The organism is Acinetobacter sp. SFB (assembly GCF_001647545.1).
GTDB lineage: Bacteria > Pseudomonadota > Gammaproteobacteria > Pseudomonadales > Moraxellaceae > Acinetobacter.
Window position 1 is genome coordinate 97,553 of record NZ_LSZH01000002.1, and the last position, 23,747, is coordinate 121,299.

18 protein-coding genes and 2 pseudogenes are annotated in these 23,747 nt (G+C 44.6%); 8 read left to right on the top strand and 12 right to left on the bottom strand.

Going from position 1 to position 23,747, the window contains the following annotated elements; translation table 11 throughout:
- Window positions 1-4: 4 nt before the first annotated feature.
- The 4 genes from dnaJ to AY606_RS03510 form a co-directional block, all read right to left on the bottom strand.
- Window positions 5-1,117 carry a molecular chaperone DnaJ gene (dnaJ, locus tag AY606_RS03495; RefSeq protein WP_067864815.1) on the bottom strand — a complete coding sequence of 371 codons (1,113 nt, stop codon included), beginning with the start codon at window positions 1,115-1,117 and terminating at the stop codon, window positions 5-7.
- Window positions 1,118-1,223: 106 nt separating this feature from the next.
- Window positions 1,224-1,601 (bottom strand): hypothetical protein, encoded by a 378-nt coding sequence (locus AY606_RS03500; RefSeq protein ID WP_067864818.1) that lies wholly within the window; start codon window positions 1,599-1,601, stop codon window positions 1,224-1,226.
- Between the two features lie 133 nt (window positions 1,602-1,734).
- Window positions 1,735-4,893, bottom strand: a complete 3,159-nt coding sequence (locus tag AY606_RS03505) for an efflux RND transporter permease subunit (protein WP_067864821.1) — start codon at window positions 4,891-4,893, stop codon at window positions 1,735-1,737.
- Window positions 4,890-5,996, bottom strand: coding sequence for an efflux RND transporter periplasmic adaptor subunit (locus tag AY606_RS03510; RefSeq protein ID WP_067864824.1), 1,107 nt, complete (start codon window positions 5,994-5,996; stop codon window positions 4,890-4,892). The genes AY606_RS03505 and AY606_RS03510 overlap by 4 nt, the downstream gene beginning before the upstream one ends.
- A 145-nt stretch (window positions 5,997-6,141) precedes the next feature.
- On the opposite strand from AY606_RS03510, the gene AY606_RS03515 reads away from it, so the two are divergent.
- From AY606_RS03515 to AY606_RS03535, 4 genes are all read left to right on the top strand, one after another.
- Complete coding sequence (locus tag AY606_RS03515) at window positions 6,142-6,765, top strand: TetR/AcrR family transcriptional regulator (protein WP_067864892.1); 624 nt, start codon at window positions 6,142-6,144, stop codon at window positions 6,763-6,765.
- 182 nt (window positions 6,766-6,947) lie between these two features.
- Complete coding sequence (ppc, locus tag AY606_RS03520; protein WP_067864894.1) at window positions 6,948-9,632, top strand: phosphoenolpyruvate carboxylase; 2,685 nt, start codon at window positions 6,948-6,950, stop codon at window positions 9,630-9,632.
- Between the two features lie 300 nt (window positions 9,633-9,932).
- On the top strand, window positions 9,933-11,234 hold the full coding sequence (locus AY606_RS03530; RefSeq protein WP_067864831.1) for a solute carrier family 23 protein: 1,302 nt from the start codon (window positions 9,933-9,935) through the stop codon (window positions 11,232-11,234).
- A 104-nt stretch (window positions 11,235-11,338) separates the two neighbouring features.
- Window positions 11,339-12,241, top strand: a complete 903-nt coding sequence (locus AY606_RS03535; RefSeq protein WP_067864833.1) for a LysR family transcriptional regulator — start codon at window positions 11,339-11,341, stop codon at window positions 12,239-12,241.
- 34 nt (window positions 12,242-12,275) lie between these two features.
- Here AY606_RS03535 and AY606_RS03540 read toward each other — a convergent pair whose 3' ends face one another.
- Window positions 12,276-13,013, bottom strand: coding sequence for a sulfite exporter TauE/SafE family protein (locus AY606_RS03540; RefSeq protein ID WP_067864835.1), 738 nt, complete (start codon window positions 13,011-13,013; stop codon window positions 12,276-12,278).
- 504 nt (window positions 13,014-13,517) lie between these two features.
- Between AY606_RS03540 and AY606_RS03545 the strand changes: the two genes are divergently transcribed.
- Entirely contained in the window at window positions 13,518-14,009 is a 492-nt protein-coding gene (locus AY606_RS03545) for a hypothetical protein (RefSeq protein WP_067864838.1), read from the top strand.
- A gap of 78 nt (window positions 14,010-14,087) precedes the next feature.
- Here AY606_RS03545 and AY606_RS03550 read toward each other — a convergent pair whose 3' ends face one another.
- From AY606_RS03550 to ilvD (AY606_RS03560), 3 genes are all read right to left on the bottom strand, one after another.
- Window positions 14,088-14,375, bottom strand: coding sequence for a chorismate mutase (locus tag AY606_RS03550; protein WP_067864841.1), 288 nt, complete (start codon window positions 14,373-14,375; stop codon window positions 14,088-14,090).
- Window positions 14,356-15,666, bottom strand: a complete 1,311-nt coding sequence (locus AY606_RS03555) for a hypothetical protein (protein ID WP_067864844.1) — start codon at window positions 15,664-15,666, stop codon at window positions 14,356-14,358. The genes AY606_RS03550 and AY606_RS03555 overlap by 20 nt, the downstream gene beginning before the upstream one ends.
- A 70-nt stretch (window positions 15,667-15,736) precedes the next feature.
- Window positions 15,737-17,422 (bottom strand): dihydroxy-acid dehydratase, encoded by a 1,686-nt coding sequence (gene ilvD, locus AY606_RS03560; protein WP_067864847.1) that lies wholly within the window; start codon window positions 17,420-17,422, stop codon window positions 15,737-15,739.
- Window positions 17,423-17,526: 104 nt separating this feature from the next.
- On the opposite strand from ilvD (AY606_RS03560), the gene AY606_RS16260 reads away from it, so the two are divergent.
- Window positions 17,527-17,667 (top strand): hypothetical protein, encoded by a 141-nt coding sequence (locus tag AY606_RS16260; RefSeq protein WP_171255353.1) that lies wholly within the window; start codon window positions 17,527-17,529, stop codon window positions 17,665-17,667.
- A gap of 119 nt (window positions 17,668-17,786) precedes the next feature.
- On the opposite strand, the gene ilvD (AY606_RS03565) is transcribed toward AY606_RS16260, so the two are convergent.
- On the bottom strand, window positions 17,787-19,616 hold the full coding sequence (gene ilvD / locus AY606_RS03565) for a dihydroxy-acid dehydratase (protein WP_067864852.1): 1,830 nt from the start codon (window positions 19,614-19,616) through the stop codon (window positions 17,787-17,789).
- A gap of 429 nt (window positions 19,617-20,045) precedes the next feature.
- Here ilvD (AY606_RS03565) and fmt point away from each other — a divergent pair, with 429 nt between their 5' ends.
- Together fmt and rsmB are read left to right on the top strand one after the other, a co-directional pair.
- On the top strand, window positions 20,046-21,005 hold the full coding sequence (gene fmt / locus AY606_RS03570) for a methionyl-tRNA formyltransferase (protein ID WP_067864900.1): 960 nt from the start codon (window positions 20,046-20,048) through the stop codon (window positions 21,003-21,005).
- The gene (gene rsmB, locus AY606_RS03575; protein WP_067864856.1) at window positions 21,005-22,312 is read left to right on the top strand and encodes a 16S rRNA (cytosine(967)-C(5))-methyltransferase RsmB; all 1,308 of its coding nucleotides are present in this window, start codon (window positions 21,005-21,007) and stop codon (window positions 22,310-22,312) included. Before fmt ends, rsmB begins: the two co-directional genes overlap by 1 nt.
- Window positions 22,313-22,396: 84 nt before the next feature.
- On the opposite strand, the pseudogene zupT reads toward rsmB, so the two are convergent.
- The 3 genes and pseudogenes from zupT to AY606_RS03590 form a co-directional block, all read right to left on the bottom strand.
- Window positions 22,397-23,205, bottom strand: a pseudogene (gene zupT / locus AY606_RS03580) (zinc transporter ZupT).
- Window positions 23,206-23,299: 94 nt separating this feature from the next.
- Entirely contained in the window at window positions 23,300-23,443 is a 144-nt protein-coding gene (locus tag AY606_RS03585; RefSeq protein ID WP_067864859.1) for a methionine/alanine import family NSS transporter small subunit, read from the bottom strand.
- Window positions 23,444-23,453: 10 nt separating this feature from the next.
- A pseudogene (locus AY606_RS03590) lies at window positions 23,454-23,747 on the bottom strand (sodium-dependent transporter); the annotation flags it as partial.

The window sequence follows — 23,747 nt, forward strand, 5'->3', positions numbered from 1 at the left end:
GAAATTAATCAAACAGGCCGAAAAACGATTTTTTCTTTGGAGATGATTTGCTGTCTTCACCATCCATCGTTTCTTGCAATTCTTTTAACAGCTCACGTTGGCGAGCAGTCAAATTCACCGGTGTTTCGATCACGACACGGCAGAGTAAATCACCTTGCATACTGGTACGCACGGGTTTAACCCCTTTACCACGCAGACGGAACATTTTACCGGTTTGAGTTCCCTCAGGAATTTTCAAACTGACACGACCATCGAGGGTTGGAATTTGAATTTCTTTACCCAAAGCTGCATCAGCAATGCTGACAGGCACATCCATATACAGGTCGGCACCATCGCGTTGGAAAATTTCATGTTCACGAACCACAACTTCAACGTATAAGTCGCCTGACTGACCATCACGAATCGCTTCGCCTTTGCCAGTTAAACGTACGCGGTCGCCATTATCCACGCCTGCAGGAATAGTGACTTCCAGCGTTTGTTGACGATCCGAAACACCCGAACCATGACATTTATTACATGGGTTCTTGATGATGGTGCCTTGACCACGACAGGTGCTACAGGTTTGCTGAACAGAGAAGAAACCCTGTTGCATACGCACTTGGCCTGCACCATGACAGGTTTTACAGGTTTCAACATCTTTCGGATTTTTTGAACCTTTACCATCACAGGCATCACAAGGTGCAGGTGCACTAAAGGTAATGGTTTTTTTCACGCCCTTGACTGCTTCTTCAAGAGTCAATTCCATGACGTAGCGAAGGTCGGAGCCACGACGTGCGCGTTGTTGTTGACGACCACCGCCACCAAAAGCGCCACCAAAGATATCGCCAAACTGGCTAAAGATATCTTCTGCACTGAAACCACCACCAAAGCCGCCACCGCCGCCCATACCGCCTTCAAAGGCATTGTGCCCCATACGGTCATACATACTGCGTTTTTCGCCATCGGATAAAATTTCATAAGCTTCAGCAGCTTCTTTAAATTTATCTTCAGCTTCAGGGTTGTCTGGATTGCGGTCCGGATGATATTTCATCGCCAACTTACGGTAGGCTTTTTTAATTTCATCATCACTAGCGGTTTTAGCGACGCCCAAAACCTCATAATAATCACGTTTAGCCATGTCTGGCGATGCTCCTCACGGAATTTGATTAATGCTTAACTGTGGACTGAAATTGGGGGTCAATCCAAATTTTACAAGGGGAATGATGGAAAAAAATTTAGCCAGCTTAGAAAACGGCTTTATTTTTTAAAAATCGAGAGATACCTTTAAGCCATGCATTAAGCAAAAACAAAAAGGCGATAATCGTAAATATTACCCCAGCAACGGTACAACCGGTTACCCAAAGTGCGCTATCCCAATAAAAGAAAATCAGTGGAATAAACCAAAGGGCAGCAAATACCACTAAAATAGAGTAAATCACAATATTTCGCATCACCCAAAGCCCTTGAGCTTCAAGCCATACTTCAGCACTATCCACTTGTGTGACTTTGCGCGCAAACCAGTAAGCAAATATGCCACTAATCACGGTAAATAAAGCAAAGAACATGAAGACATAAGAGATCGCAATGGAACGGCGAAGTCGGCTTAAGTTGTCTTGCTTCATGTGCTTTTTAACCCCATTCACTACACGTTTAGTTTTTTAATACGCAGTAAATTGCTTTATAGAAATGTATACAAATATCAAGTGCTACTATATTGAAATTTTCAATATTTCGCACCTGGTTATTATCAAAAATTTATGTACTTTGCTTATTTTTTTTCACTTTAAAGCATTGTGCATACAATGCAGGCAAGAAGAACAAGGTTAACAGGGTGGCAACGATCAATCCGCCCATAATGGCAACCGCCATCGGACCAAAGAAAATACTGCGCGATAAAGGAATCATCGCCAGTACCGCGGCCAATGCCGTCAGCACAATCGGACGACAACGGCGCATGGTCGCATCCACAATGGCTGACCAAGGATCATGTCCTTCTTGAATATCCTGTTCAATCTGATCAATCAGAATTAAAGAATTTCGCATGATCATGCCAGAAAGTGCAATCGTGCCCAACATCGCCACAAAACCAAAAGGCTTATTGAACAATAACAGGAATAACACCACCCCGATTAAGCCCAAAGGTGCCGTTAACAAAACAATCAGCGCACGCGAGATACTCTTGAGCTGAATCATCAACAAGGTCATGACCACCGCCAGGAAAAAGGGCATACCGGCATTGACCGAGTTTTGTCCGCGTGCCGACTCTTCTACGGTTCCGCCCACTTCAACCAGATAACCCCCTGGCAGTTCGGCTCGCAGCTGATCCATTTTGTCAACCAGTTCGCCAACCACGGTGGCTGGCTGTAATTTACTGCGGATATCGGCCCGTACGGTAATGGTCGGCAAGCGGTTACGATGCCAAATCAGACCATCTTCAAAGTCATATTCAATTTTGGCAATTTGCGCCAGCGGTACGGAACCCCCATTGGCAGTGGGTACCGCCAGACTGGACAAGGCCTCAACATCAACTCGTTCAGCCTGATCACCCCGCAGACGAATTTCAATCAATTCACGTTTTTCACGATATTGATTAATGGTGGCACCACTGATTGAACCGTTTAAAAAATTGGCTAAATCTAGGCTCGACACGCCCATTTGACGGGCACGATCTTGGTCAATATTCAAATGAATGACTTTGCTTGGCTCACCCCAATCCAGATGCACATTGCTGGTATTGGGATTATCTCCCACCACAGCAGCCACTTTGTGCGCCCACTGACGGACCAGATGCAAGTCTTCACCAGAAACACGATATTGCAGTGGATAACCGACCGGCGGACCATTTTCCAGCAAGGATACCCGGGTACGCACATCCGGCAACAATTTACGGATTTCCTGGTCTAAAGATTGACGAATTTCATCACGGTCATCCAGGGAAGACGCCAAGACCACAAACTGGGCAAAACTGGCCTGTGGAAGCTGTTGGTCTAGCGGTAAATAAAAACGGGTTGAACCTGTGCCGACATAGGCCACATAGTTATCAATCCCCGCTTTGGTCGACAAGAACTTTTCGACTTTTTTCACCGCATTTTCAGTTGAAGTCAGCGATGCGCCTTCTTCCAGTTTTAAATCCACCAAAATTTCGGCACGATTTGATGGCGGGAAAAACTGCTGCGGCACCAGTTTAAACATCAGGACTGACAAGACAAAAATGCCCACTGTTGCGGCAATCACCGTTTTACGGTAGGTCAGACAAGTATCGACCCAAGCTCTAAATTTTTGATAAAACTTGGTCTGGTACGGATCATGATGTTCACCGGCATGATGCTGCACCGGTTGCGGTTCAGGCTGCTTGCGCAACCGTGCCCAAAGACGCTGATACCACGGCGCTTTTTGGGGCAAATTTGAAAAATCGGGCAGCAGTTTATCACCCAAGTAAGGGACAAAAAGCACTGCGGCAAACCACGACACAATCAGCGCAATGGTCACCACCTGGAAAATGGAACGCGTATATTCACCGGTACTGGATGCTGCGGTTGCAATCGGCAAGAAACCTGCGGCGGTAATCAAGGTCCCGGTCAGCATTGGAAAAGCGGTGGTCTTCCAGGTAAAGCCTGCGGCCTCAAGCCGGCTATAACCCTGCTCCATTTTAATCGCCATCATCTCGACAGCAATAATGGCGTCGTCAACCAATAAACCGAGGGCTAAAATCAGTGCGCCCAATGAGATTTTATGCAGCCCGACATCGAATAAATTCATGCCGGCAAAGGTCATTGCCAATACCAGTGGAATGGAAAATGCCACCACCAGTCCGGTACGGAAACCCAGTGAGAAGAAGCTGACCAGTAAAACGATAATTACCGCTTCAGCCAACACCTTCATGAATTCATTGACGCTGCGTTTTACCGCAACCGGCTGATCAGAAACCTTTTGCAGCTGCATGCCTAAAGGCAAAGACTTTTGCAATTGCGCAAATTCCGTTTCCAGGTTTTTACCTAAAGCCAGAATATCACCGCCTTTACGCATCGAGACTGCTATGCCAATGCCGTTTTCCCCCATAAAACGCATACGCGGTTGAGCCGGTTCACTAAAGCCGCGATAGACCTCAGCGACATCGCCCAATTGAATGGTTTTACCGGCCACCAACAGTGGCATTTGCTTGAGTTCATCGACACTTTGCAGCTGACCGCTGACCCGCATTTGAATACGGTCAGCACCGGTTTCAAAGAAACCGGCGCTGGCCACGGTATTTTGCTGTTGCAGCGCTTGTTGAATCGCCGTGACTGGAATGCCGAGCTGAGCAGCTTTGGTATTGGACAGTTCAATCCAGATTTTCTGGTCTTGTAATCCCACCAGATTCACCTTGCCGACATCTTTCACCCGTTGCAGCTGGAGCTGCAAGCGGTCGGCATATTCTTTCAATACCCCATAATCAAAATCTTTGCCGGTCAAGACATAAATATTGCCGAAGGTATCGCCAAACTCGTCGTTAAAAAACGGACCCTGTACGCCACTGGGTAACTGCTGCTTGATATCACCGACTTTTTTTCGGACCTGATACCACACATCGGGAATTTGACTTGAGGGTAAAGAGTCCTTGGCAACAAAAGTCACCATCGATTCGCCCGGACGTGAAAATGCCATGATGCGTTCATACTTGCCCGTGCTCATCAGTTCTTTTTCAATACGGTCAGTGACCTGCAATGAAACTTCTTCAGCGGTTGCGCCGGGCCAATAGGTTTGAATCACCATCACCTTAAAGGTAAACGGAGGATCTTCACTTTGCGCCAGTTTGGAATAGGAAACGATTCCGACTATGCCCAAGAGCAGCATAAAATAAAGGATTAAGCCTTTATTTTTCAGTGCCCATTCCGACAGGTTATAACGTGATTGAGAATTCAGGTCTTGCTTCATGATGCAGTCCCTGCCTGAATGTTTACGGCACGATTGTCACGGTCAATCGGCTGAATTTTTTGTTTTTCACGCAGCAAATGCACCCCGCCAATCACCACATAATCATGGGCAGTTAAACCCGACAATACCGGCACACTGTCACGGCCATAGGCACCCAAAGTGACCGACACTTTACGAATGGTCTGATCAGGTTTCACCACCCAGACATATGCCTGCTGACCGTTGGCAGAGACACTGGATAAAGGCACACTCAATACATTGTGCTCAGTCTTGTTAAAAAACACCCGCGCGCTTTGACCCAGTTGAATGGCAGCATTGCCTTCACTTAACGCTACTTTCACACTAAAGGTTCGGGATTGATCGGCTGCAGGTGAAATTTCACGCACATAGGCTGCAAATTTATCTTCCGGTTTAGACCACAAGGTCACCCATGCACTTTGACCCACTTTAATCTCGGAAATGGCCTGTTCAGGCACCCCAATCACCACTTCACGATCACCGGCAATCGCCATTTGATAGGCTGCCTGACCTGCAGCAACCACCTGCCCCACTTCAATATTACGTGCAGTGATCACGCCATTTTTATTGGCCAGCAACTGGTTATAACCGGTTTGGTTACGGCTGACGTCATAATTGGATTGCGCCTGCTTTAAGTTCGAGAGCGCCGCTTTATACTGGTTATCCACCGCATCATATTGCGAACGACTCACCGCATTCATGGGAAGCAACTGCTTAAAGCGTTTCAGTTCATCTTCAGCATTTTTTGCCGCAGATTGTGCACTTTCCAGTTGAGCATTGGCCGCATTGAGTTGGAGTTGTGCATCTTTAACATCCAGTTTTGCTAGCACTTGACCGACTTTCACCTGATCACCGACATCCACATAACGTTCGATGACCTGTCCCCCCACCCGAAATGCCAAAGCGGTTTGCTGGCGTGCCTGCACATCACCGGCATAACTTTTCTGCTCATTATGCGTGCTATTTGGCTGAGTCACCATCACAAAGGGAACCTGTTCTGGTTCCGCGGTATCCGTGCTGCATCCCCACAAGGTCACACTGCAAACGATGATCATGCTAACAACTGCGGTCTTAATTATGCTCATGAATTCGCTCTTATTTAAAAATGTTTTTTAGGGCAAAATAAGGAGTATCTTAAATTGATTATTTTTTAATTAATATACTCACTGGTACATTAATTAAACCTCGCTGGTCAAAGCAATGACCTTTTTGATTTTTTTGGAAAAAATTGTGCAAATAAATGTGGGTCGCCCGAAGGATTTGGAAAAACGTCAGCAAATTTTAACTGCGGCAAAAAAGTTATTTTTGAAGTGTGGCTATCAGGGTTCCAGCATGAATCAGATTGCCCAAGAAGCAGGCGTAACCAAACTGACGGTCTACAATCATTTTCAGGATAAAGCCAATTTATTTGTCTGTGCCATTGCAGCGACCTGTGAGGAACTCATCAGTGCTCGGCCACTAAATTTGCAGCCAGACAGTGATTTTAATAAAGAATTTATCCATGCCTGTGACTTGGCACTGAATATTATTAATTTGCCCGAAGCCATTAAGCTGGAACTGTTGTTACTGGAACTGGCGGCTGAACAAAATCCACTGGCGCATAAGTTTTATAATGCTTCGCATCTGCGTATGCATGCCGTTTGGGAAAACTTTTTTCAGCAGGCAATTGAGCTGGGTTTTATTCAAGCAGAAGAATTAAAAACCCTGACCTGGCTGATTGTGTCTTTATTGCTGGGGGTGCGTCATCACGAAGTACTACTCGGCATTCGTGCCATCCCCACTGCCGCAGAAAAACAGCAGATTATTTTAAGCAGCATTGAATTGTTTATGCTGAAATATCAAAAAACAGCTTAAAAAAATCACGTAAAAAATCATTTAAAAATCATTTAAAAATCAGCTTTCATTTTTCGAACAGCATACGAGGCAGATCAAGTGCTATTTTATCAGCCACAGATTACATACTTTTGTCTTCCCCTACTTGGAATGTCATCGAATCGGGGTATATTCAAAACAGAAGCCTAGGGAGAATGAAAAAAATGATTCAACAAATTGATGCTCCACTGCGTGAGGATGTACGCTTACTCGGGAATTTACTGGGAGAGACCCTCAAGGAACATGCAGGTCAAGATTTGTTTAATCAGGTTGAACAAATTCGTGCGCTATCTAAAGGTGCCCGTGATGGTCAGGTTGAAGCAGAAAAACAACTCGAACAACTTTTTTTAAGTCTGGAAGATGAGGAAATTCTTCCCCTGACGCGTGCATTTACCCACTTTCTGAACTTTGCCAATATTGCCGAACAGTACAATGTAGTGCGCAGCCGTCGTAAAAGTGAATTTGATGAACATGCGCCTTCACCAAACCCACTGGATCATCTGTTCCAAAAATTCAAAGCGCATGAAATTTCATCAGACACGCTATTCAAGCAAATTTGCGAACTGAACATTGAACTGGTGCTCACCGCGCATCCAACAGAAATCAGCCGCCGTACCCTGATTCAAAAATATGACGGTATTAATGACTGCTTATTCAAAGCGGATCAACAAAAACTGACCCCGCGTGAACGTAAAGCGGTGCTCGAAGAATTAAAACAGCTGATTTGTTCTGCATGGCAAACTGATGAAATTCGTCAGCACCGCCCGACCCCGGTCGATGAAGCAAAATGGGGTTTTACCACCATTGAACAGACCTTATGGAATGCGGTACCGAAGTTCGTTCGTGAACTGGATGAAATGGTTGAAGCGCACTGTGGACAGCGTTTGCCTTTAAGCATTGCACCGGTTCGTTTTGCTTCCTGGATGGGCGGCGACCGCGATGGTAATCCGAATGTCACCCATAATATTACTCAAGAAGTACTGTGGCTTTCACGCTGGAAAGCCGCCGACTTATACCTGCGTGATATTGAAGACCTGCGCTGGGAACTCTCGATTCAAAACGCAAGCGATGAACTGATGCAAGCACTGGGACATCCACATGCAGAACCGTACCGCGAATATCTGCGTGATACTCGTGAACGTCTCAAAGCCACCCGTCATTGGCTGGCTGAAAAACTACAAGGTCAAGATTCCGACGGTAGTCTGGTGATTAAAAGCAAAGATGAATTATTACAGCCATTATTGCTCTGTTACCGTTCATTGATTGCCTGCAACTTGCCCGAAATTGCCAATGGCAAACTGCTCGACTTTATTCATCGGGTCAACTGTTTTGGTATTGAATTGCTCAAACTGGATATCCGTCAGGAATCCGGTCGTCACCGTCAGGCCATTTCGGCCATTACCGAATATTTAGGCTTGGGCAATTTTGAAACCTGGACCGAACAGGCGCGCCAAAACTTCCTGTTGCAAGAGTTACAAAGCAAACGTCCTTTGCTGCCGAAACATTTAAATGAACCTGCACAAAGCCTGATTGAACATCCGGATGTGCAGGAAGTCTTTGCCACCATGCGCACCTTAGCTGAACAACCTAAAGAAAGCTTAGGCGCTTATATTATCTCGATGGCTGAATATCCAAGTGATGTGCTGGCAGTTTTACTGCTGCAAAAAGAAGCCGGTATTAAGCATGCACTTCGGGTAGTCCCATTATTTGAAACGCTGAAAGACTTGGATGGTGCAGCCGACACCATGAACACCTTGTTCAATATGCACTGGTACAAACAGCATATTCAGGGCAAGCATGAAGTGATGATTGGCTATTCGGATTCTGCCAAAGATGCCGGATTTATGTCGGCCAACTGGGCACAATACCGTGCGCAGGAAGAACTGACTTCGGTTGCACAAAAACATGCGGTGCAGTTGACACTGTTTCATGGTCGTGGCGGTTCCATCAGTCGCGGTGGTGCACCGACCCAGCAAGCGCTGTTTTCACAGCCACCGGGTTCTATTTCTGGTGCGATTCGAGTCACCGAACAAGGTGAAATGATCCGCTTCAAATTCGGTCTGGAAGGCATTGCATTACAAAATCTGGAAATTTATACCGCTGCAACATTGGAAGCAACCTTGTTGCCACCGCCCGTGCCTAAAGAGGAATGGCGTCAGTTGATGCACAGCATGACCGATTTGTCGGTACAGGTCTATCGTGAAACGGTACGTGAAAACCCACATTTTGTGAAATATCTGCGTACTGTCACCCCAGAACTAGAACTGCAAATGTTGCCTTTGGGTTCACGTCCGGCAAAACGCAAAGTTAGCGGCGGCATTGAATCCTTACGTGCCATTCCCTGGGTGTTCGCCTGGACGCAAATTCGTTTAATGTTGCCTGCTTGGCTGGGTACAGGCGCTGCAATTAATCAGGTGCTTGATCAAGGTCAAAAACCGCTGCTCGATGAAATGTTGCAACAGTGGCCGTATTTCCAGACCCTGATTGATATGCTGGAAATGGTGCTCTCTAAAGCCGACAGTCATGTGGCCTTATATTACGAATCGCATTTAACCGATGATGAAGATTTAAAAATACTGGGTGAACAGCTGCGTCAACGTTTAAAAGATGCGGTCCAAACCTTGTTGGCTTTAAAAGGTGAATCGCAACTGCTCAGCAGTAACGAAGTCCTCGATCAATCCATGAAAGTGCGTAAACCCTATTTACTTCCGCTGCATTTATTACAGGCCGAACTGATGAAACGCCGTCGTCGCTATTTGGCGGAATATCCGGCTGAACATACCCCGGTCGATCACGCTTTGATGGTCAGTATTGCCGGAATTGCCGCAGGTTTGCGTAATACCGGTTAAACATTTCATCTATACAACAAAGCACATCTTTATGATGTGCTTTTTTTTTGAGCATCCATTAGCAAAAAACATCATATGGTTTATCAGTGGAATAAGTATGCTTATAAATAATAAGCAGGCGGAATTCATTCATCAATTCGCTGATTTAATGCTAATTTTCCAATACCAAAACTTTTACCATACGGTAAAAAAACTAGAAAACTCAGTAGATTAATTTGAACAAATATATTATCAAAACGATTAAATCTTCTAAAAAACAAGAGTATGATGTGCACAATTTATCTTTTGAGTGCTCATTTTATGTCCAGCTGGTTTCCCAAATGGCGTCCTTATTCAGGTCAAATCGATGCACGTCCAGTCGGTACCAATGAGTATCTCCCCCCTGCTCAAAGCGTAGTCTTAGGGGTGCAACATGCTTTTGCCATGTTTGGCGCAACAGTTCTTGCACCTTTTTTGATGGGTTTTGATCCCAACCTGGCCATTTTAATGTCCGGTATTTGTACCATTCTGTTTTTCCTGATTACAGGTGGCCGTGTACCGAGTTATTTAGGTTCAAGTTTTGCTTTTATTGGTGTGGTGATTGCCGCTACCGGCTATGCCGCATCGGGTACAGGCGCACCCAATGCCAATTTAGCTGTGGCTGCTGGCGGCATCATGGCCTGTGGTGTGTTATATGCCATTTTTGGTTTTATTGTCATGGCAACCGGCACCAACTGGATTGAAAAACTGATGCCTCCAGTCGTCACCGGTGCTGTGGTCATGATTATTGGTTTAAACCTTGCACCCGTTACGGTGAAAGGTGTGGCAGGCAATAACTTTAACATGTGGATGTCACTGGTGACCGTGCTGTGCATGGGCTCGATTGCAGTATTCACCAAAGGTTTGTTGCAACGTCTGTTGTTACTGATTGGATTGCTGCTGGCTTATCTGACCTATTATATTGTTTCCAATGTGATGGGCTACGGTACACCGATTAACTTTACCCCCATTCAGCAAGCGGCATGGTTTGGTATGCCAACGTTCCACTCCCCGGTCTTTGACTTCAATGCCATGCTGATCATTGCTCCGATTGCCTTGATTTTAGTGGCTGAAAACTTGGGTCATATTAAAGCTGTCGGTGCCATGACCGGTGAAAACCTGGATCCGCATATTGGTAAAGCCTTTGTGGCGGATGGTATTGCCACCACATTATCCGGTGGTGTCGGTGGCCCGGGCATGACGACCTACGGTGAAAATATTGGGGTGATGGCAGTGACCCGAGTCTATTCCACTATCATTTTTGTATTTGCTGGTGTATTTGCAGTGTTTTTGGGTTTGTCGCCTAAATTTGGTGCAATTATTCATACCATTCCGACTGCAATTTTAACCGGTGCATCGATTGTGGTATTCGGCTTAATCACCATTGCCGGGGCAAAAATCTGGATTGAAAACAAGGTTGATTTCTCTAAAAACAAAAATCTGATGGTGGCTGCGGTAACCATTATTTTAGGCACAGGTGACTTTGCACTGCAATTTGGTCATTTTAACTTGGGCGGTATTGGGACGGCTACGTTTGCAGCCTTGATACTCAACTGGTTCTTTAGCTTAGGCGATAAATCATAAATATAAATACATATTTTCAGGCAGCCGCAAGGCTGCTTTTTTTATATCTGATACCAACACAATTTTAGTATGATGAGCTGACTTTCACTTCAATGACACAGCACATGCGACTGGACTTTTTTGATCTACAGCTGTTTTTAAATATTGTAGATACTGGCAGTTTAACCAAAGGTGCTGAGCGCTCGTCAATTTCCTTACAAGCCGCCAGTGAGCGGATTAAAAAACTTGAACAACAGTTCGCAGTGCCTTTATTTACCCGTCATGCATCGGGGGTCAAACTGACCATCGCTGGGCAGACTTTTGTGGAACAGGCACAGTTACTGATGCAACAAAGCAGGCACCTTGAACAGGTCATGGCCGCTTTTGCCGAAGGCTTAAATTCGCAAATGACCTTATGGTGTAATTCTTCTGCACAAAGTGAATACCTTCCCCTGCTCGTTCCGCAATATCTGGTCGAAAATCCCCATATACAGATCGATTTAAAAGAAGCGGAAACCAACGATATTATTCAGGCCCTGGAAAAAGGCACGGCACAATTGGGCTTAATTTCGAGTTTTTTTAATTCTGAGCATTTACAAACACTGGAATTTATCGATGATCCTTTAGTCCTGATTTGCCCCCTGAATCATGAACTCAAAGATAAATCAGCACAGCCATTAGTCGATGTGCTGCATTATCCCTTTGTTGGTTTAATGCAATACCATTCCCTGCAACAATCTATTGAATCACAGGCTAAATTACTCGGATGCGCAATACAGTACCGTTTGCGTTTACCCAATTTTGCCGCGATTGCCCAAGTGGTGGCCAATGGGGTCGGTATTGCAATTATGCCGAAACGTGCAGCCCTTCGTTTAAAGACGGTTTATTCTTTTCATCATATTGAACTAACTGGAGACTGGGCCAATCGCAAACTACTCTTGGCAGCGAAAAATTTTGATCAATTGCCGGTGTTCTATCAACATTTTAGTCAGTTTTTACTCTCACAAAAATCCAACTTATTGATTTAATTTTAGCAAAAACACTCACCCTTAAAGCTTAATTTTAGATCATACCAAACTGATGCAGCATCATATAACCACCAAAAATTACCAGACCACAAAAGAACACTTTACGGAATTTTTGTTCCGGAATGCGAGAGCGAATTTTTGTGCCCAGCCACATCCCCACCAGAGCAGGTAATAATGCAATCAGTGACATTTTGTAGTCGATAGCACTATTTTCAACTGGATTCTGCTGCAGAAATACAGCCAGACAAAGGGTAGAAATGGTAAATGACAAACCTAAGGCCTGCACCAGTTCATCACGTTTTAACTGTAGTGACTGCAAGTAAGGCACAACTGGGATTACCACTACACCGGTGGCTACCGTCAACGCACCGCCCAGATAGCCGATAATCGGAGATAACCATTTTTCATGCGGTGCAAGATTCGGCATATTTTTTGAGAATAGACCGTACAACCCATACAATGCCAGCATTCCACCGAGTAAAGCTTCACTTTGAAATTCGCTATGTCCGAGGGTAGGGAAAATGCTCCAGATCGAACCGACAATAATACCCAGCAATAAGGGCCAAAAACGGCGAATCAATTTGAGCACATGACCTTCTGCAAACAGCTGCCAAAAGTTGGTCACCATAGAGGGCACAATAAGCAAAGTTGCGGCTTGGTATGGGCTGATAAAAATGGTCAGCAAGCCCATGGAAACTGCAGGTAAACCCAGACCAATGGTACCTTTAATCATGCCGGCAATGGCAAATACTGCAATAACAAACCCAATCATGCTCGGCACTCTTTAAATGGTAATGCGATGCTAGATGAATCGAAAAAAATGTAAAATCATTGTTTTTTGGACTCAGCCTCAAGCAAAGATTGAGCCTATTTTTTACCTTGCAGATGTTAGAAATTTACAGGTCAAATATGACAAAATGTTAATTTTTGATCAAAAAATCACCAATTAATTGCATGATTACATAAAAATTCACTCAATTAATAACATATTTATAGGTTTTGCTTAACTGACTGATTTCTAAATTGTCCCTTCTGCTCTTCTGGCGTTAATCACCTCAATTTAACCGCCTTTTGGCTCTCTTTTTTACTATTTTAAGCGGTGAAGCGGGTGGATATTTGATCAAAAAGCTTTTAAAGTACCAATTCCTGATGAGCAAGCGATATGTAATAACATATCATTTGAACCAATTTAAGGAAAAAAAATAGGTATTTCAGTTCTGAAAAATGTTGTCTATTTTTTTCTAAGAGCAATTGAAGATAAGGTAGAAATTTAAGAATGATTTATGATGTACAGCATAGCAATATGATGAATGCTACAAACCAGAATACTGCAGTAATCTCCCAGCAATATCAAGATAATCAATCAGCGTTAACAGCCAAGAATCCCCAGAAGAATAAAGGTATCCCCTATCTTGATGTGCGTAAATTTACGCAAAAGTTACATAGTATGTCATCCGCCACCAGTACCAAAAAATGTGCACGAAGCATTCGTATTGCACTGCAGTCAGCAGGCGCCAAAATTTTAAACCATCCTGTAGCAGCTGCAGATTGGGGTCGTACGCTCCAGACCATTGGCTACAAGAAGATCAAAGCGTCATTTGATCAACCGCGGGAAGGTGACATTTATATTATTAATAGAACCCAAAAACATGTGTATGGTCATATTGCTGCCTATACCGGCCGCCAGTGGGTTTCTGATTTCCGCCAAAACAGCCATGCGGTGTATAAGAGTGATCAGGTGAGCTATACCTATTACCGACTGGCCTAATAGATCTATCGTACCATTCGAATAGACACCTTAAAAGGTGTCTTTTTTATGGCATGCTGGGCATTCACTGAAAGCAAATTAGGGTCTAATCTCTTTCAGTTCGCGCTGAATAAAGCGTTGAATCATTTCTCTATACAGGTGTTCAACCAAATCCGGATCGGTTCCCAATTCAATGGCTTGTGCGCGCACTTTGCTAATCACCTGCTCAACCCGTTCCGGTGACTGCACATCCTGCACCGTACGTTTAAAGCGTACTGCCTGTTCCACATAAAATTGACGCGTTGCAATCATTTCAATCAATGCCGTATCAATAGCATCAATTTTTTCACGGACTTGTTCTAAAGACTCACACTTTTCTTTCTTCATCTTTTCTATCATCATTTTCACTTTTATATTGGTCTTCTAAAACATTACTAAAAATGCTTTCAATCATCCAGACACGGTACAAGCTGTTAAATACATAACTTTGACCATCAATGCGAAGTTCAAGCACAGGAAAATTAGGCTGTGATTTCATTTCACAGCGTATGTCATTTTCTTTTAATTTGGCAGTGATATCTTCTTGGGTTAATTCACTGATCTCTAAATCACGCTGTATCTGCTCGAAATGTGATTTAAACGACAGGTCTTTGCCTTTGGTCCATACCGCCTGCAAAATGCGATACATCGCATCCACACGCTGCTCTTCAGGCACACTGTAAAACAGTTGCGCCATCTCAAAAGTGGCAGATTGTGTGGGACGGCAAAATGGGGTAAATTTCACGTCTGTGCGTTTGGAAAGACGCGTCGCCAAACTCCAGTCAAACAGATCGCGTCCATGATAAGAAAGTGGATAGACATTGAGCTGAATATTATAATAATTCGCCAGTTCTTCTTTAATATAAGCCAATAATAACCACGAGATCGGGTCTTCAAGCGCAATATACAAATCCAGTTCCGGATCTAGTGCCTGAATTTCATTCAGCTCTTCTGCATCACTAATTAAGTGTTCGCGCCAATCAATATGATTAATCAGGAAGATAGGATTTCCGGTCAGCAGTTTCTGTTGTTTTAAACGACGCATCAACCGAAGTAAATCATCTACCGCATGGTATTTGCGCTGACCAAATTCAAAATAACTGGCAAGGACTTCGTCATCATTAAAAATACGTTCTGCAAACTCTTGAGCACGATGATGTCGGCTGGCCATAGCATGTAATGTACGTAATTTTCCATACTGTTTTTGCCACAACATGTGAAATACATCTTCGAGTAAATAGAGAAAGTCTTGACCGCGTAATGGGGTATTGCGAAGGATGGTTTCTGCTTGTGTTATGGCATCAAGCGGTGGTTGTTCTGGGGTTTCATGGAAACTAAAGCGATGCTGTTTAGATAGAATTTTGGCATCATTCAAGCAGTAATTTTGCCACTCCATTGCAGACATACGATTGGGGGGTTCCGCCGTTCGGCTGGAAATAATCACTTTTAAAGGTTTCAGTTCATCACTTAAAATTTCTTCAAGTTCAGCTAACTGCTGTACAGCCAAATAACTGTACACATCATCCAGACGTAAATGGATACTTAAACCCTGTTCCGTAGATAACACCACTTTACGAGTCGGCTTTTGATAAAACCAACGCGATCGAAGTGGATCAAACCAACGGCGCAACAGTGACATGAGATAAACCTCGAAAAAAAACCCTTGTAGTGCTACAAGGGTTTATAACAATTTGTTAGGGAATGATCAATTATACATCTAAATTTAAATCCGTTACTGCCCCTTTTTCAGCCCCTGTGGTCAATTTGGCAAACTTCGCCAAAGCACCATAGGTGTAATTCGGTTTTGGCTTCACCCAGGCGGCTTGACGTACTGCCATTTCTTCATCAGAAATATGTAAAGTCATTTCTCGGGTTTCAGCATTAATGGAAATTTTATCACCATTTTTAACCAAGCCGATCGGACCGCCTTCATAGGCTTCCGGAGTCACATGACCAATGACAAAACCATGACTCCCCCCAGAAAAACGACCATCTGTAAGGAGTGCAACAGATTTACCCAAACCTTTACCAATAATCGCAGAAGTCGGTTTCAGCATTTCCGGCATCCCCGGACCACCTTTTGGCCCTTCACCGCGAATGACGACTACCTCACCTTCTTGCACTTCGCCATCCATAATTCCGCGCATCGCACCAATTTCACCTTCGAATACCCGTGCCGGACCTTCAAAATACAGCCCTTCCTTACCGGTAATTTTTGCCACTGCACCGGTTGGTGACAGGTTGCCTTTTAAGATCACCAGATGCGAGTCTTTTTTGATCGGCGCATCAAAGGGCAGAATAATTTGCTGCCCTTCAGGATAGTCTTCAACATCTGCCAGATTTTCAGCCAAGGTTTTACCGGTGACGGTTAAGCACGAACCATCCAGCATGCCGGCATCCAGCATACGTTTCATCAATGGCTGAATACCGCCAATCGCAATCAGTTCAGACATCAGGTATTTACCTGATGGACGCACGTCTGCCACCACAGGAATGTCCTGCCCAATACGGACAAAGTCGTCCAGTGACAGTTCCACACCTGCAGTATGTGCCATCGCCAACATATGCAGTACACCATTGGTCGAGCCACCCAGTGCAATCAACACTTTAATCGAGTTTTCAAAGGCCGCTTTGGTCATGATGTCGCGGGGTTTAATGTCTAAACGCAGCAAGTTCATTACCGCTTCACCGGCACGGTTACAGTCAAGCAGCTTCTCGTCTGACACCGCTTCCTGTGCAGATGAACCGGGCAAGCTCATACCTAGCGCTTCAATGGCAGAAGCCATCGAGTTTGCCGTGTACATACCGCCACATGAACCCGGGCCTGGCAAGGAAACTTCTTCAATATGCTTCACCTGAATTTCGTTAATCTCGCCTTTGGCATATTGACCAACCGCTTCAAATACCGAGATCATATCGGTATGGCCGGCACCCGGTTTAATGGTTCCGCCATAAATAAACAGACCCGGACGGTTTAAACGTGCCAGCCCCATAATGCAACCCGGCATGTTTTTGTCGCAGCCACCAATGGCAATCACGCCATCATAAGCCTGACAACCCACCACCGCTTCAATCGAATCTGCAATAATTTCACGCGACACCAAGGAGTATTTCATGCCTTCGGTACCATTAGAGATACCGTCAGAAATAGTAATGGTATTGAAGATAATACCCTTACCATTGGCAGCATTGACGCCCTTTTCCACTTCACGTGCCAAACCATCAATGTGCATATTACAGGGTGTGACATTGGCCCAGGTCGAGGCAATCCCAATAAATGGACGGGTAAAGTCTGCATCTTTAAATCCCGTGGCACGCATCATGGAACGTGCCGGTGCATTTTCAATACCTTCGTAAACCGGTGCGGAATGCTCGCGGATATTTGCTTTACTCATTATTTTATTCCTTGGCGATGACCGATGTTAAGCTTCAGTCTGGAGCAATTTATTTTAAGATCATTGTATAGAAGGCAGACAGCACATAAAAGCGAAACTCTGTTATGGCATTACGCCATTTAATGCTTTTACCCCCAACCAAATCACATGATGAAGCGACATGGATGTCGCTGTTTTTCTGTGCAGCAAGGATGCTGCATCAGGAAAACAAAGGCGTTTTGTTACTTTTGCGCCGCCAAAAGTAAAACATCGTCTAGGCAATATCATTGCAAGATCACAAAGTAAAATACGACCGTGTTATTTTCAATCATCAATAAAAAAGCACTCCATCTGGAGTGCTTTTTTAATCTGTACAAACTACAAATTAGATATCACGTACCGCACCTTTTGAGGCACTGGTGGTATGCATCGCATAAGCTTTGAGTGCCTTAGAGACTTTACGCGGACGCGGTTCCGCAGGCTGCCAGCCTTTGGCTTCTTGCGCTTCACGACGCGCAGCCATGGTTGCATCATCCACAGCCAGATGAATAGTACGGTTCGGAATATCAATTTCGATACGGTCACCATCTTCTACCAGACCAATGGCACCGCCTTCAGCGGCCTCAGGTGACACGTGACCAATAGATAGGCCTGATGAACCACCAGAGAAACGGCCATCAGTTAAAAGTGCACAGTCTTTACCCAAACCTTTCGATTTTAAGTAACTGGTTGGATACAGCATTTCCTGCATACCCGGGCCACCGCGTGGACCTTCGTAGCGAATTACTACTACATCGCCGGCTTTAATACCGCCACCCAAAATACTTTCTACCGCAGCATCCTGGCTTTCAAAGACACGTGCTGTGCCGTTGAATTTTAAGATCGAATCATCTACACCAGCCGTTTTGACGATACAGCCATCCAGTGCAATGTTGCCGTAAAGCACAGCCAAGCCGCCATCTTGCGAGAAGGCATGTTCTGCATTACGGATCACACCGGTTTCACGGTTACCGTCTAAAGTTTGGTAATAACGGTTTTGCGAGAAAGCAGTTTGAGTCGGCACACCGCCTGGGGCTGAGCGGAAAAACTCGTAGACATCCGCATCTTCAGTACGGATGATGTCCCATTTATCCAAGGCATCTTTTAAGGTTTTTTCATGTACTGTCGGTACTGAAGTATCCAATAAGCCTGCGCGGTCAAGTTCACCCAGGATTGACATGATCCCGCCTGCACGGTGTACGTCTTCCATATGCACATCTTGTTTTGCCGGTGCCACTTTACACAGCACTGGAACTTTACGAGAAAGACGATCAATGTCTGTCATGGTGAAATCGACTTCGGCTTCATGTGCCGCGGCCAATAAATGCAGTACAGTATTGGTTGAACCACCCATTGAAACGTCTAAAGTCATGGCATTTTCAAACGCTGCTTTAGTCGCAATTGAACGCGGTAAAATGCTGTAATCATCTTGTTCATAATGGCGTTTTGCCAGTTCTACAATCAACTGACCTGCACGTTCGAATAATTTTTTACGGTTGGCGTGAGTTGCTAAAGTTGAACCATTACCCGGTAAAGACAGACCCAAAGCTTCAGTTAAACAGTTCATTGAGTTGGCGGTGAACATGCCTGAACATGAACCACAGGTTGGACATGCAGAGCGTTCGTATTCAGCCACTTCTTCATCGGTGAAACTGTCATCTGCTGCAACGATCATGGCATCGACCAAATCAATGGCTTTTTCATCCCCACGAATTTTGACTTTACCCGCTTCCATTGGGCCACCCGACACGAACACCACTGGAATATTGAGACGCATTGCTGTCATCAACATGCCCGGGGTGATTTTGTCACAGTTAGAAATACAGACCATCGCATCGGCACAGTGTGCATTGACCATGTATTCAACCGAGTCCGCAATCAGGTCACGTGAAGGCAATGAATACAGCATGCCGTCATGGCCCATCGCAATTCCGTCATCTACGGCAATGGTATTGAATTCTTTGGCCACACCGCCTGATGCTTCAATCTGACGTGCCACAAGCTGACCTAAGTCTTTCAAATGGACGTGACCCGGTACAAACTGAGTGAAAGAGTTGACCACCGCAATAATCGGTTTACCAAAATCTTCATCTTTCATGCCGGTTGCACGCCATAAGCCACGTGCGCCAGCCATATTTCTTCCGTGTGTCGATGTTTTTGAACGATAGTCAGGCATTGTGTATTTCCAACAAAGTTTGTGCTCGAAATGAATTCTAGGATTCACTCTGGCTGAATGATACTGATATATAAGGTTAAATCAGTCGAAATATAGACATATCTTACTACAGGTTGCATTGAAGCAAAGCCCTGTAAGCATGATTTTTAATGAGAGAAATCTATGGATGTTTCGACGATTTATATAAAATAAACTGATACTGAAAGCTAATATAACGCCATAACACTGAATTAAATACAAAACTTTCATGAATAATTTTTTAATTTTGCATTACTTTATTTTATTATTAATTAGGTTTGAATAAAGCACTATCTGCAAAAACCCGAGATAAAGATCTGAGTTTCAGTAGTTTGGGACTTCATGCACACGATCTTAGGTCTGGCTCTGCTTTTGCCTTATAATGCATTAAGTTTATTTGGAATTTCATCTGTGAAAATCATCTTTGCGGGTACACCAGAATTTGCAGCGGTCGCTTTAGACGCGCTGTTGAAAACAGAACATGAAATTGTTGCGGTATATACCCAACCTGACCGCAAAGCGGGTCGTGGGCAAAAACTCAGCGCATCGGCAGTCAAACAATTGGCTTTAGAACACGACATTCCGGTGTATCAGCCGCTGCATTTCAAATCATCGACTGAAGAAGGTCTGGCAGCACAGGCTGAACTGAAAGCTTTAAATGCAGATGTGATGGTGGTGGCAGCCTATGGCTTGATCCTGCCGCAAGCGGTTTTAGACACGCCTAAATATGGCTGTTTAAATATTCATGGCTCTTTATTGCCACGCTGGCGCGGTGCAGCACCGATTCAACGTGCCATTGCAACGGGTGATAGCGAAACAGGCGTGACCATTATGAAAATGGCCGCAGGTCTGGACACCGGTGACATGATGTATAAAACCCTCTGCCCGATTGAAGCCACAGATACCTCTGCAAGCCTGCATGATAAACTTGCCATTCAGGGGGCAACTGCTATTGTCGCTGTTTTAGAATCGACAGAAAAACTGCAACACTATTTAGCAACACGTGAAGTTCAAGATGAAGCTTTAACCGTCTATGCGCACAAATTATCAAAAGCTGAGGCGCAGATTGACTGGGCCATCGATGCGGTACAAATTGACCGTAATATTCGCGCTTTTAACCCGTGGCCTGTGGCATTTATCGTGCTGGATGAAAAAAACAACCTGCGTGTCTGGAATTCTCAGTTATCCAATGCCACTGCAGAAAATTCTCAAGTGGGTGAAATCATTGCAATTGATAAACACGGCGTACATGTTGCCTGTGCAAATAACACTGTAATCACGCTAACTGCTTTACAATGGCCAGGTGGCAAACCGCTGAATGCCGTACAAATTTTACAAACTCAAAAACTGAATATCGGACAAATTTTATAATGAGACAATCTCCCCACGCCTCTGGTAAGACCTTAAACTTACGTGCTCAGGTTGTTAAAACGTTATTGGCTGTCCAAAATGGTCAATCACTGGCATCGGTGTTAAATCAGCACATGAACATCGTGTCAGACAAAGACCGCGCGTTGTATCACGAATTGGTGCTGGGCTGTCTACGCCAGTGGCATGCACTGAAACAGGTGACTTTACCCCTGCTTACTGTACCGCTTGAAAATCCAGTGGTTGAAACCTGTTTATATGTCGGTTTATATCAATTGCTGTGCACCCGTGTAGCTGCACATGCTGCGATTTCTGAAACAGTAGAAGCCAGCAAACAACTGGGCATGGAAAGTTTAAGTGGCGTGGTAAATGCCATTTTACGCCGTGCAACGCGTGAAACTGAGCAGTTTTATGATGTCTTGGAAAATGCATCGAATTTACCAAGCTGGTTGGCGAAGCGTTTAAAGAAAGACTGGGGCGAGCAATTTGCTGAACTCAGCTACGAGCTTAAACAGGTTGCGCCACTGACTTTGCGTGTCAATACCCGTCAGGTCAGCCGCGAAGAATATCTCGACATTCTGGAAGACGAAGGCATCGATGCCCATCGTTGTGAACTTTCCGATGTCGGTATTGTACTGGATGAAAGTATTCACGTGCCGAGTCTGCCAGGTTTTGAAGCCGGCGGTTTTTCGGTACAGGATGAACATGCCCAGCTTTGCGCAACTTTAGTACCTAATCTGGACGGTAAATTTGTAATTGATGCCTGTGCAGCACCGGGTGGGAAAACCGCGCATCTTTTAGAGAAATATCAGCCGAAAAAACTGATTGCACTCGATCAAGACGAAAAACGCTTGAAACGTGTATCTGAGAACTTGGAACGCCTGATTCTCGACGGCAAACACGTTGAAATCATCACCGCAGATGCAGTGAAATGGACTGCACCTGAGCTTGCGGATTGTATTGTACTAGATGCGCCATGTTCAGCAATTGGGGTGATTCGTCGCCATCCAGACATTCGTTTATTGCGTCAGTCGGGTGATATTGCCAAAACCGTTGAGTTGCAAAAACAGATTCTTGAAAATATGTGGCAACAGTTGAAAGTCGGTGGCACCCTGCTTTACATCACCTGCTCGATTTTAAAAGCTGAAAATGAACAGCAAATGGTGGACTTCTTCGCCCGTCATGCCGATGCGCAAGAACAAAAAATTGATGTGGACTGGGGAATTGAACAAATTCATGGTCGCCAGTTACTGCCAAAAGTGGATCATGGCGATGGTTTCTTCTATTGCCGTATCCAGAAAACGGCATAACTCCCCGACATAAAGACGGTTTACATCAAAAAGGTGGCTTTTGAGCCACCTTTTTTTATGTCTATGTTTTTTGACGCTATATTTTTAAATGACAAATTTAAACAGCACTAAACTCAGCGCTAAAGATGCCATGCTAATCACCCGTCCATACACTGTTTCATGACCTTGGGCGTAGCGCTTTGCTGTGGGTAAGAGTTCATCCAGTGCCAAAAATACCATCACTCCACCAATCACACCAAAGACCGCACCATACACAGTAAAACTCATAAACGGTGCCAAAATAAAGTAACCCAGTGTCGCCCCCAATGGCTCTGCTAAGGCGGAAATAAAACTGGCACCTAAAGCCAGATCTCTGCGCCCGGTTGCCATATAGATCGGCAACGCAATCGCAATACCTTCGGGAATATTATGAATGGCAATGGCCACCGCTCAGGGTGCACCCAAAGTTGGGCTTTCTAATGTCGAAAAAAATGTCGCTAAACCTTCAGGGAAGTTGTGTGCGGTAATGGCGAACAAGGTCAGTAAAGCGGTACGCCTTAACCGTCGTTGTTCAATCTCGGCAGCACGGTTTGCTTCAAGGGTTTCATGTGGGTTGGGAATGAAATGATCCAGCAGCAAGACCAAGATCCTCCCAAATAAAAAGGCAAAAGTACCCAAGGCAAAACTAACTTTAGGGTCAAAAGCCTGACTAAAAAAGCAATTAATATATTTAAAATTTCAGCCAATAAAACCTAAACCATTGCCCCTGCTGCAAAAACCAAAGCGAACAATAACAGCCGATAACTCGGTTGCCTGAAAAATAAAACCAATATGCCACCAAGCACGGTGGCCAATCCTTCCAGAAAGGTCACTGCAAATGCGATCCACACTTGGTGCTGCAAAATAGTTTGCATCCGTCAGCTCCCTTTTCAGAAACCAGAAAGCCATTATCATTTATGATAATGGCTTTCATTTTCGTGCATTGTCAGTAAAGACTGATTTTTTGACTTAAAGCGTATGCTGATCTTTCACTTCTTCAAGCACATCATCTAATTCTTCAGGATTTTTCATCAAGTGAAGAATCGACAAGGCTAATCCACCCCATAAAAACACTATCGAGATAATCATCATCACAATTGCTGAAGTATTCATCTTTATTCTCCTAGCGATCTTTCATTTTGGCTAATACAAACGCCACCACAGCACAGAAAATGATGCAGCCCCAGCCAAATAACCACTGTAAACTTGTACTATAGTCACCATAACCTTTTAATAATAAGTTATAGATGGTCATTCCTAAAGTAACCAACAAAATCAAAGAGGTAACCACGGTTAAGGTGAAATTCCAGCCTTTGCCCAATTGCACAGTTGAAATGGCATTGACGTGATTGCGCAGTTCTAGCAAAGCTGAACGCTTGAACCAGGCAATACTGATAATCGAAATCAACGCTCCGCC

What these genes read in the sequence shown, in the direction of transcription:
- AY606_RS03535 (WP_067864833.1), top strand. Translation starts at nt 11,339, where the DNA reads ATGCGACTGGACTTTTTTGATCTACAGCTGTTTTTAAATATTGTAGAT.
- AY606_RS03545 (WP_067864838.1), top strand. Translation starts at nt 13,518, where the DNA reads ATGATTTATGATGTACAGCATAGCAATATGATGAATGCTACAAACCAG.
- AY606_RS03500 (WP_067864818.1), bottom strand. Translation starts at nt 1,601, where the DNA reads ATGAAGCAAGACAACTTAAGCCGACTTCGCCGTTCCATTGCGATCTCT.
- AY606_RS03505 (WP_067864821.1), bottom strand. Translation starts at nt 4,893, where the DNA reads ATGAAGCAAGACCTGAATTCTCAATCACGTTATAACCTGTCGGAATGG.
- ppc (WP_067864894.1), top strand. Translation starts at nt 6,948, where the DNA reads ATGATTCAACAAATTGATGCTCCACTGCGTGAGGATGTACGCTTACTC.
- AY606_RS03555 (WP_067864844.1), bottom strand. Translation starts at nt 15,666, where the DNA reads ATGTCACTGTTGCGCCGTTGGTTTGATCCACTTCGATCGCGTTGGTTT.
- AY606_RS03510 (WP_067864824.1), bottom strand. Translation starts at nt 5,996, where the DNA reads ATGAGCATAATTAAGACCGCAGTTGTTAGCATGATCATCGTTTGCAGT.
- AY606_RS03550 (WP_067864841.1), bottom strand. Translation starts at nt 14,375, where the DNA reads ATGAAGAAAGAAAAGTGTGAGTCTTTAGAACAAGTCCGTGAAAAAATT.
- AY606_RS03530 (WP_067864831.1), top strand. Translation starts at nt 9,933, where the DNA reads ATGTCCAGCTGGTTTCCCAAATGGCGTCCTTATTCAGGTCAAATCGAT.
- AY606_RS03540 (WP_067864835.1), bottom strand. Translation starts at nt 13,013, where the DNA reads ATGATTGGGTTTGTTATTGCAGTATTTGCCATTGCCGGCATGATTAAA.
- rsmB (WP_067864856.1), top strand. Translation starts at nt 21,005, where the DNA reads ATGAGACAATCTCCCCACGCCTCTGGTAAGACCTTAAACTTACGTGCT.
- AY606_RS16260 (WP_171255353.1), top strand. Translation starts at nt 17,527, where the DNA reads ATGGCATTACGCCATTTAATGCTTTTACCCCCAACCAAATCACATGAT.
- AY606_RS03585 (WP_067864859.1), bottom strand. Translation starts at nt 23,443, where the DNA reads ATGAATACTTCAGCAATTGTGATGATGATTATCTCGATAGTGTTTTTA.
- dnaJ (WP_067864815.1), bottom strand. Translation starts at nt 1,117, where the DNA reads ATGGCTAAACGTGATTATTATGAGGTTTTGGGCGTCGCTAAAACCGCT.
- ilvD (WP_067864847.1), bottom strand. Translation starts at nt 17,422, where the DNA reads ATGAGTAAAGCAAATATCCGCGAGCATTCCGCACCGGTTTACGAAGGT.
- ilvD (WP_067864852.1), bottom strand. Translation starts at nt 19,616, where the DNA reads ATGCCTGACTATCGTTCAAAAACATCGACACACGGAAGAAATATGGCT.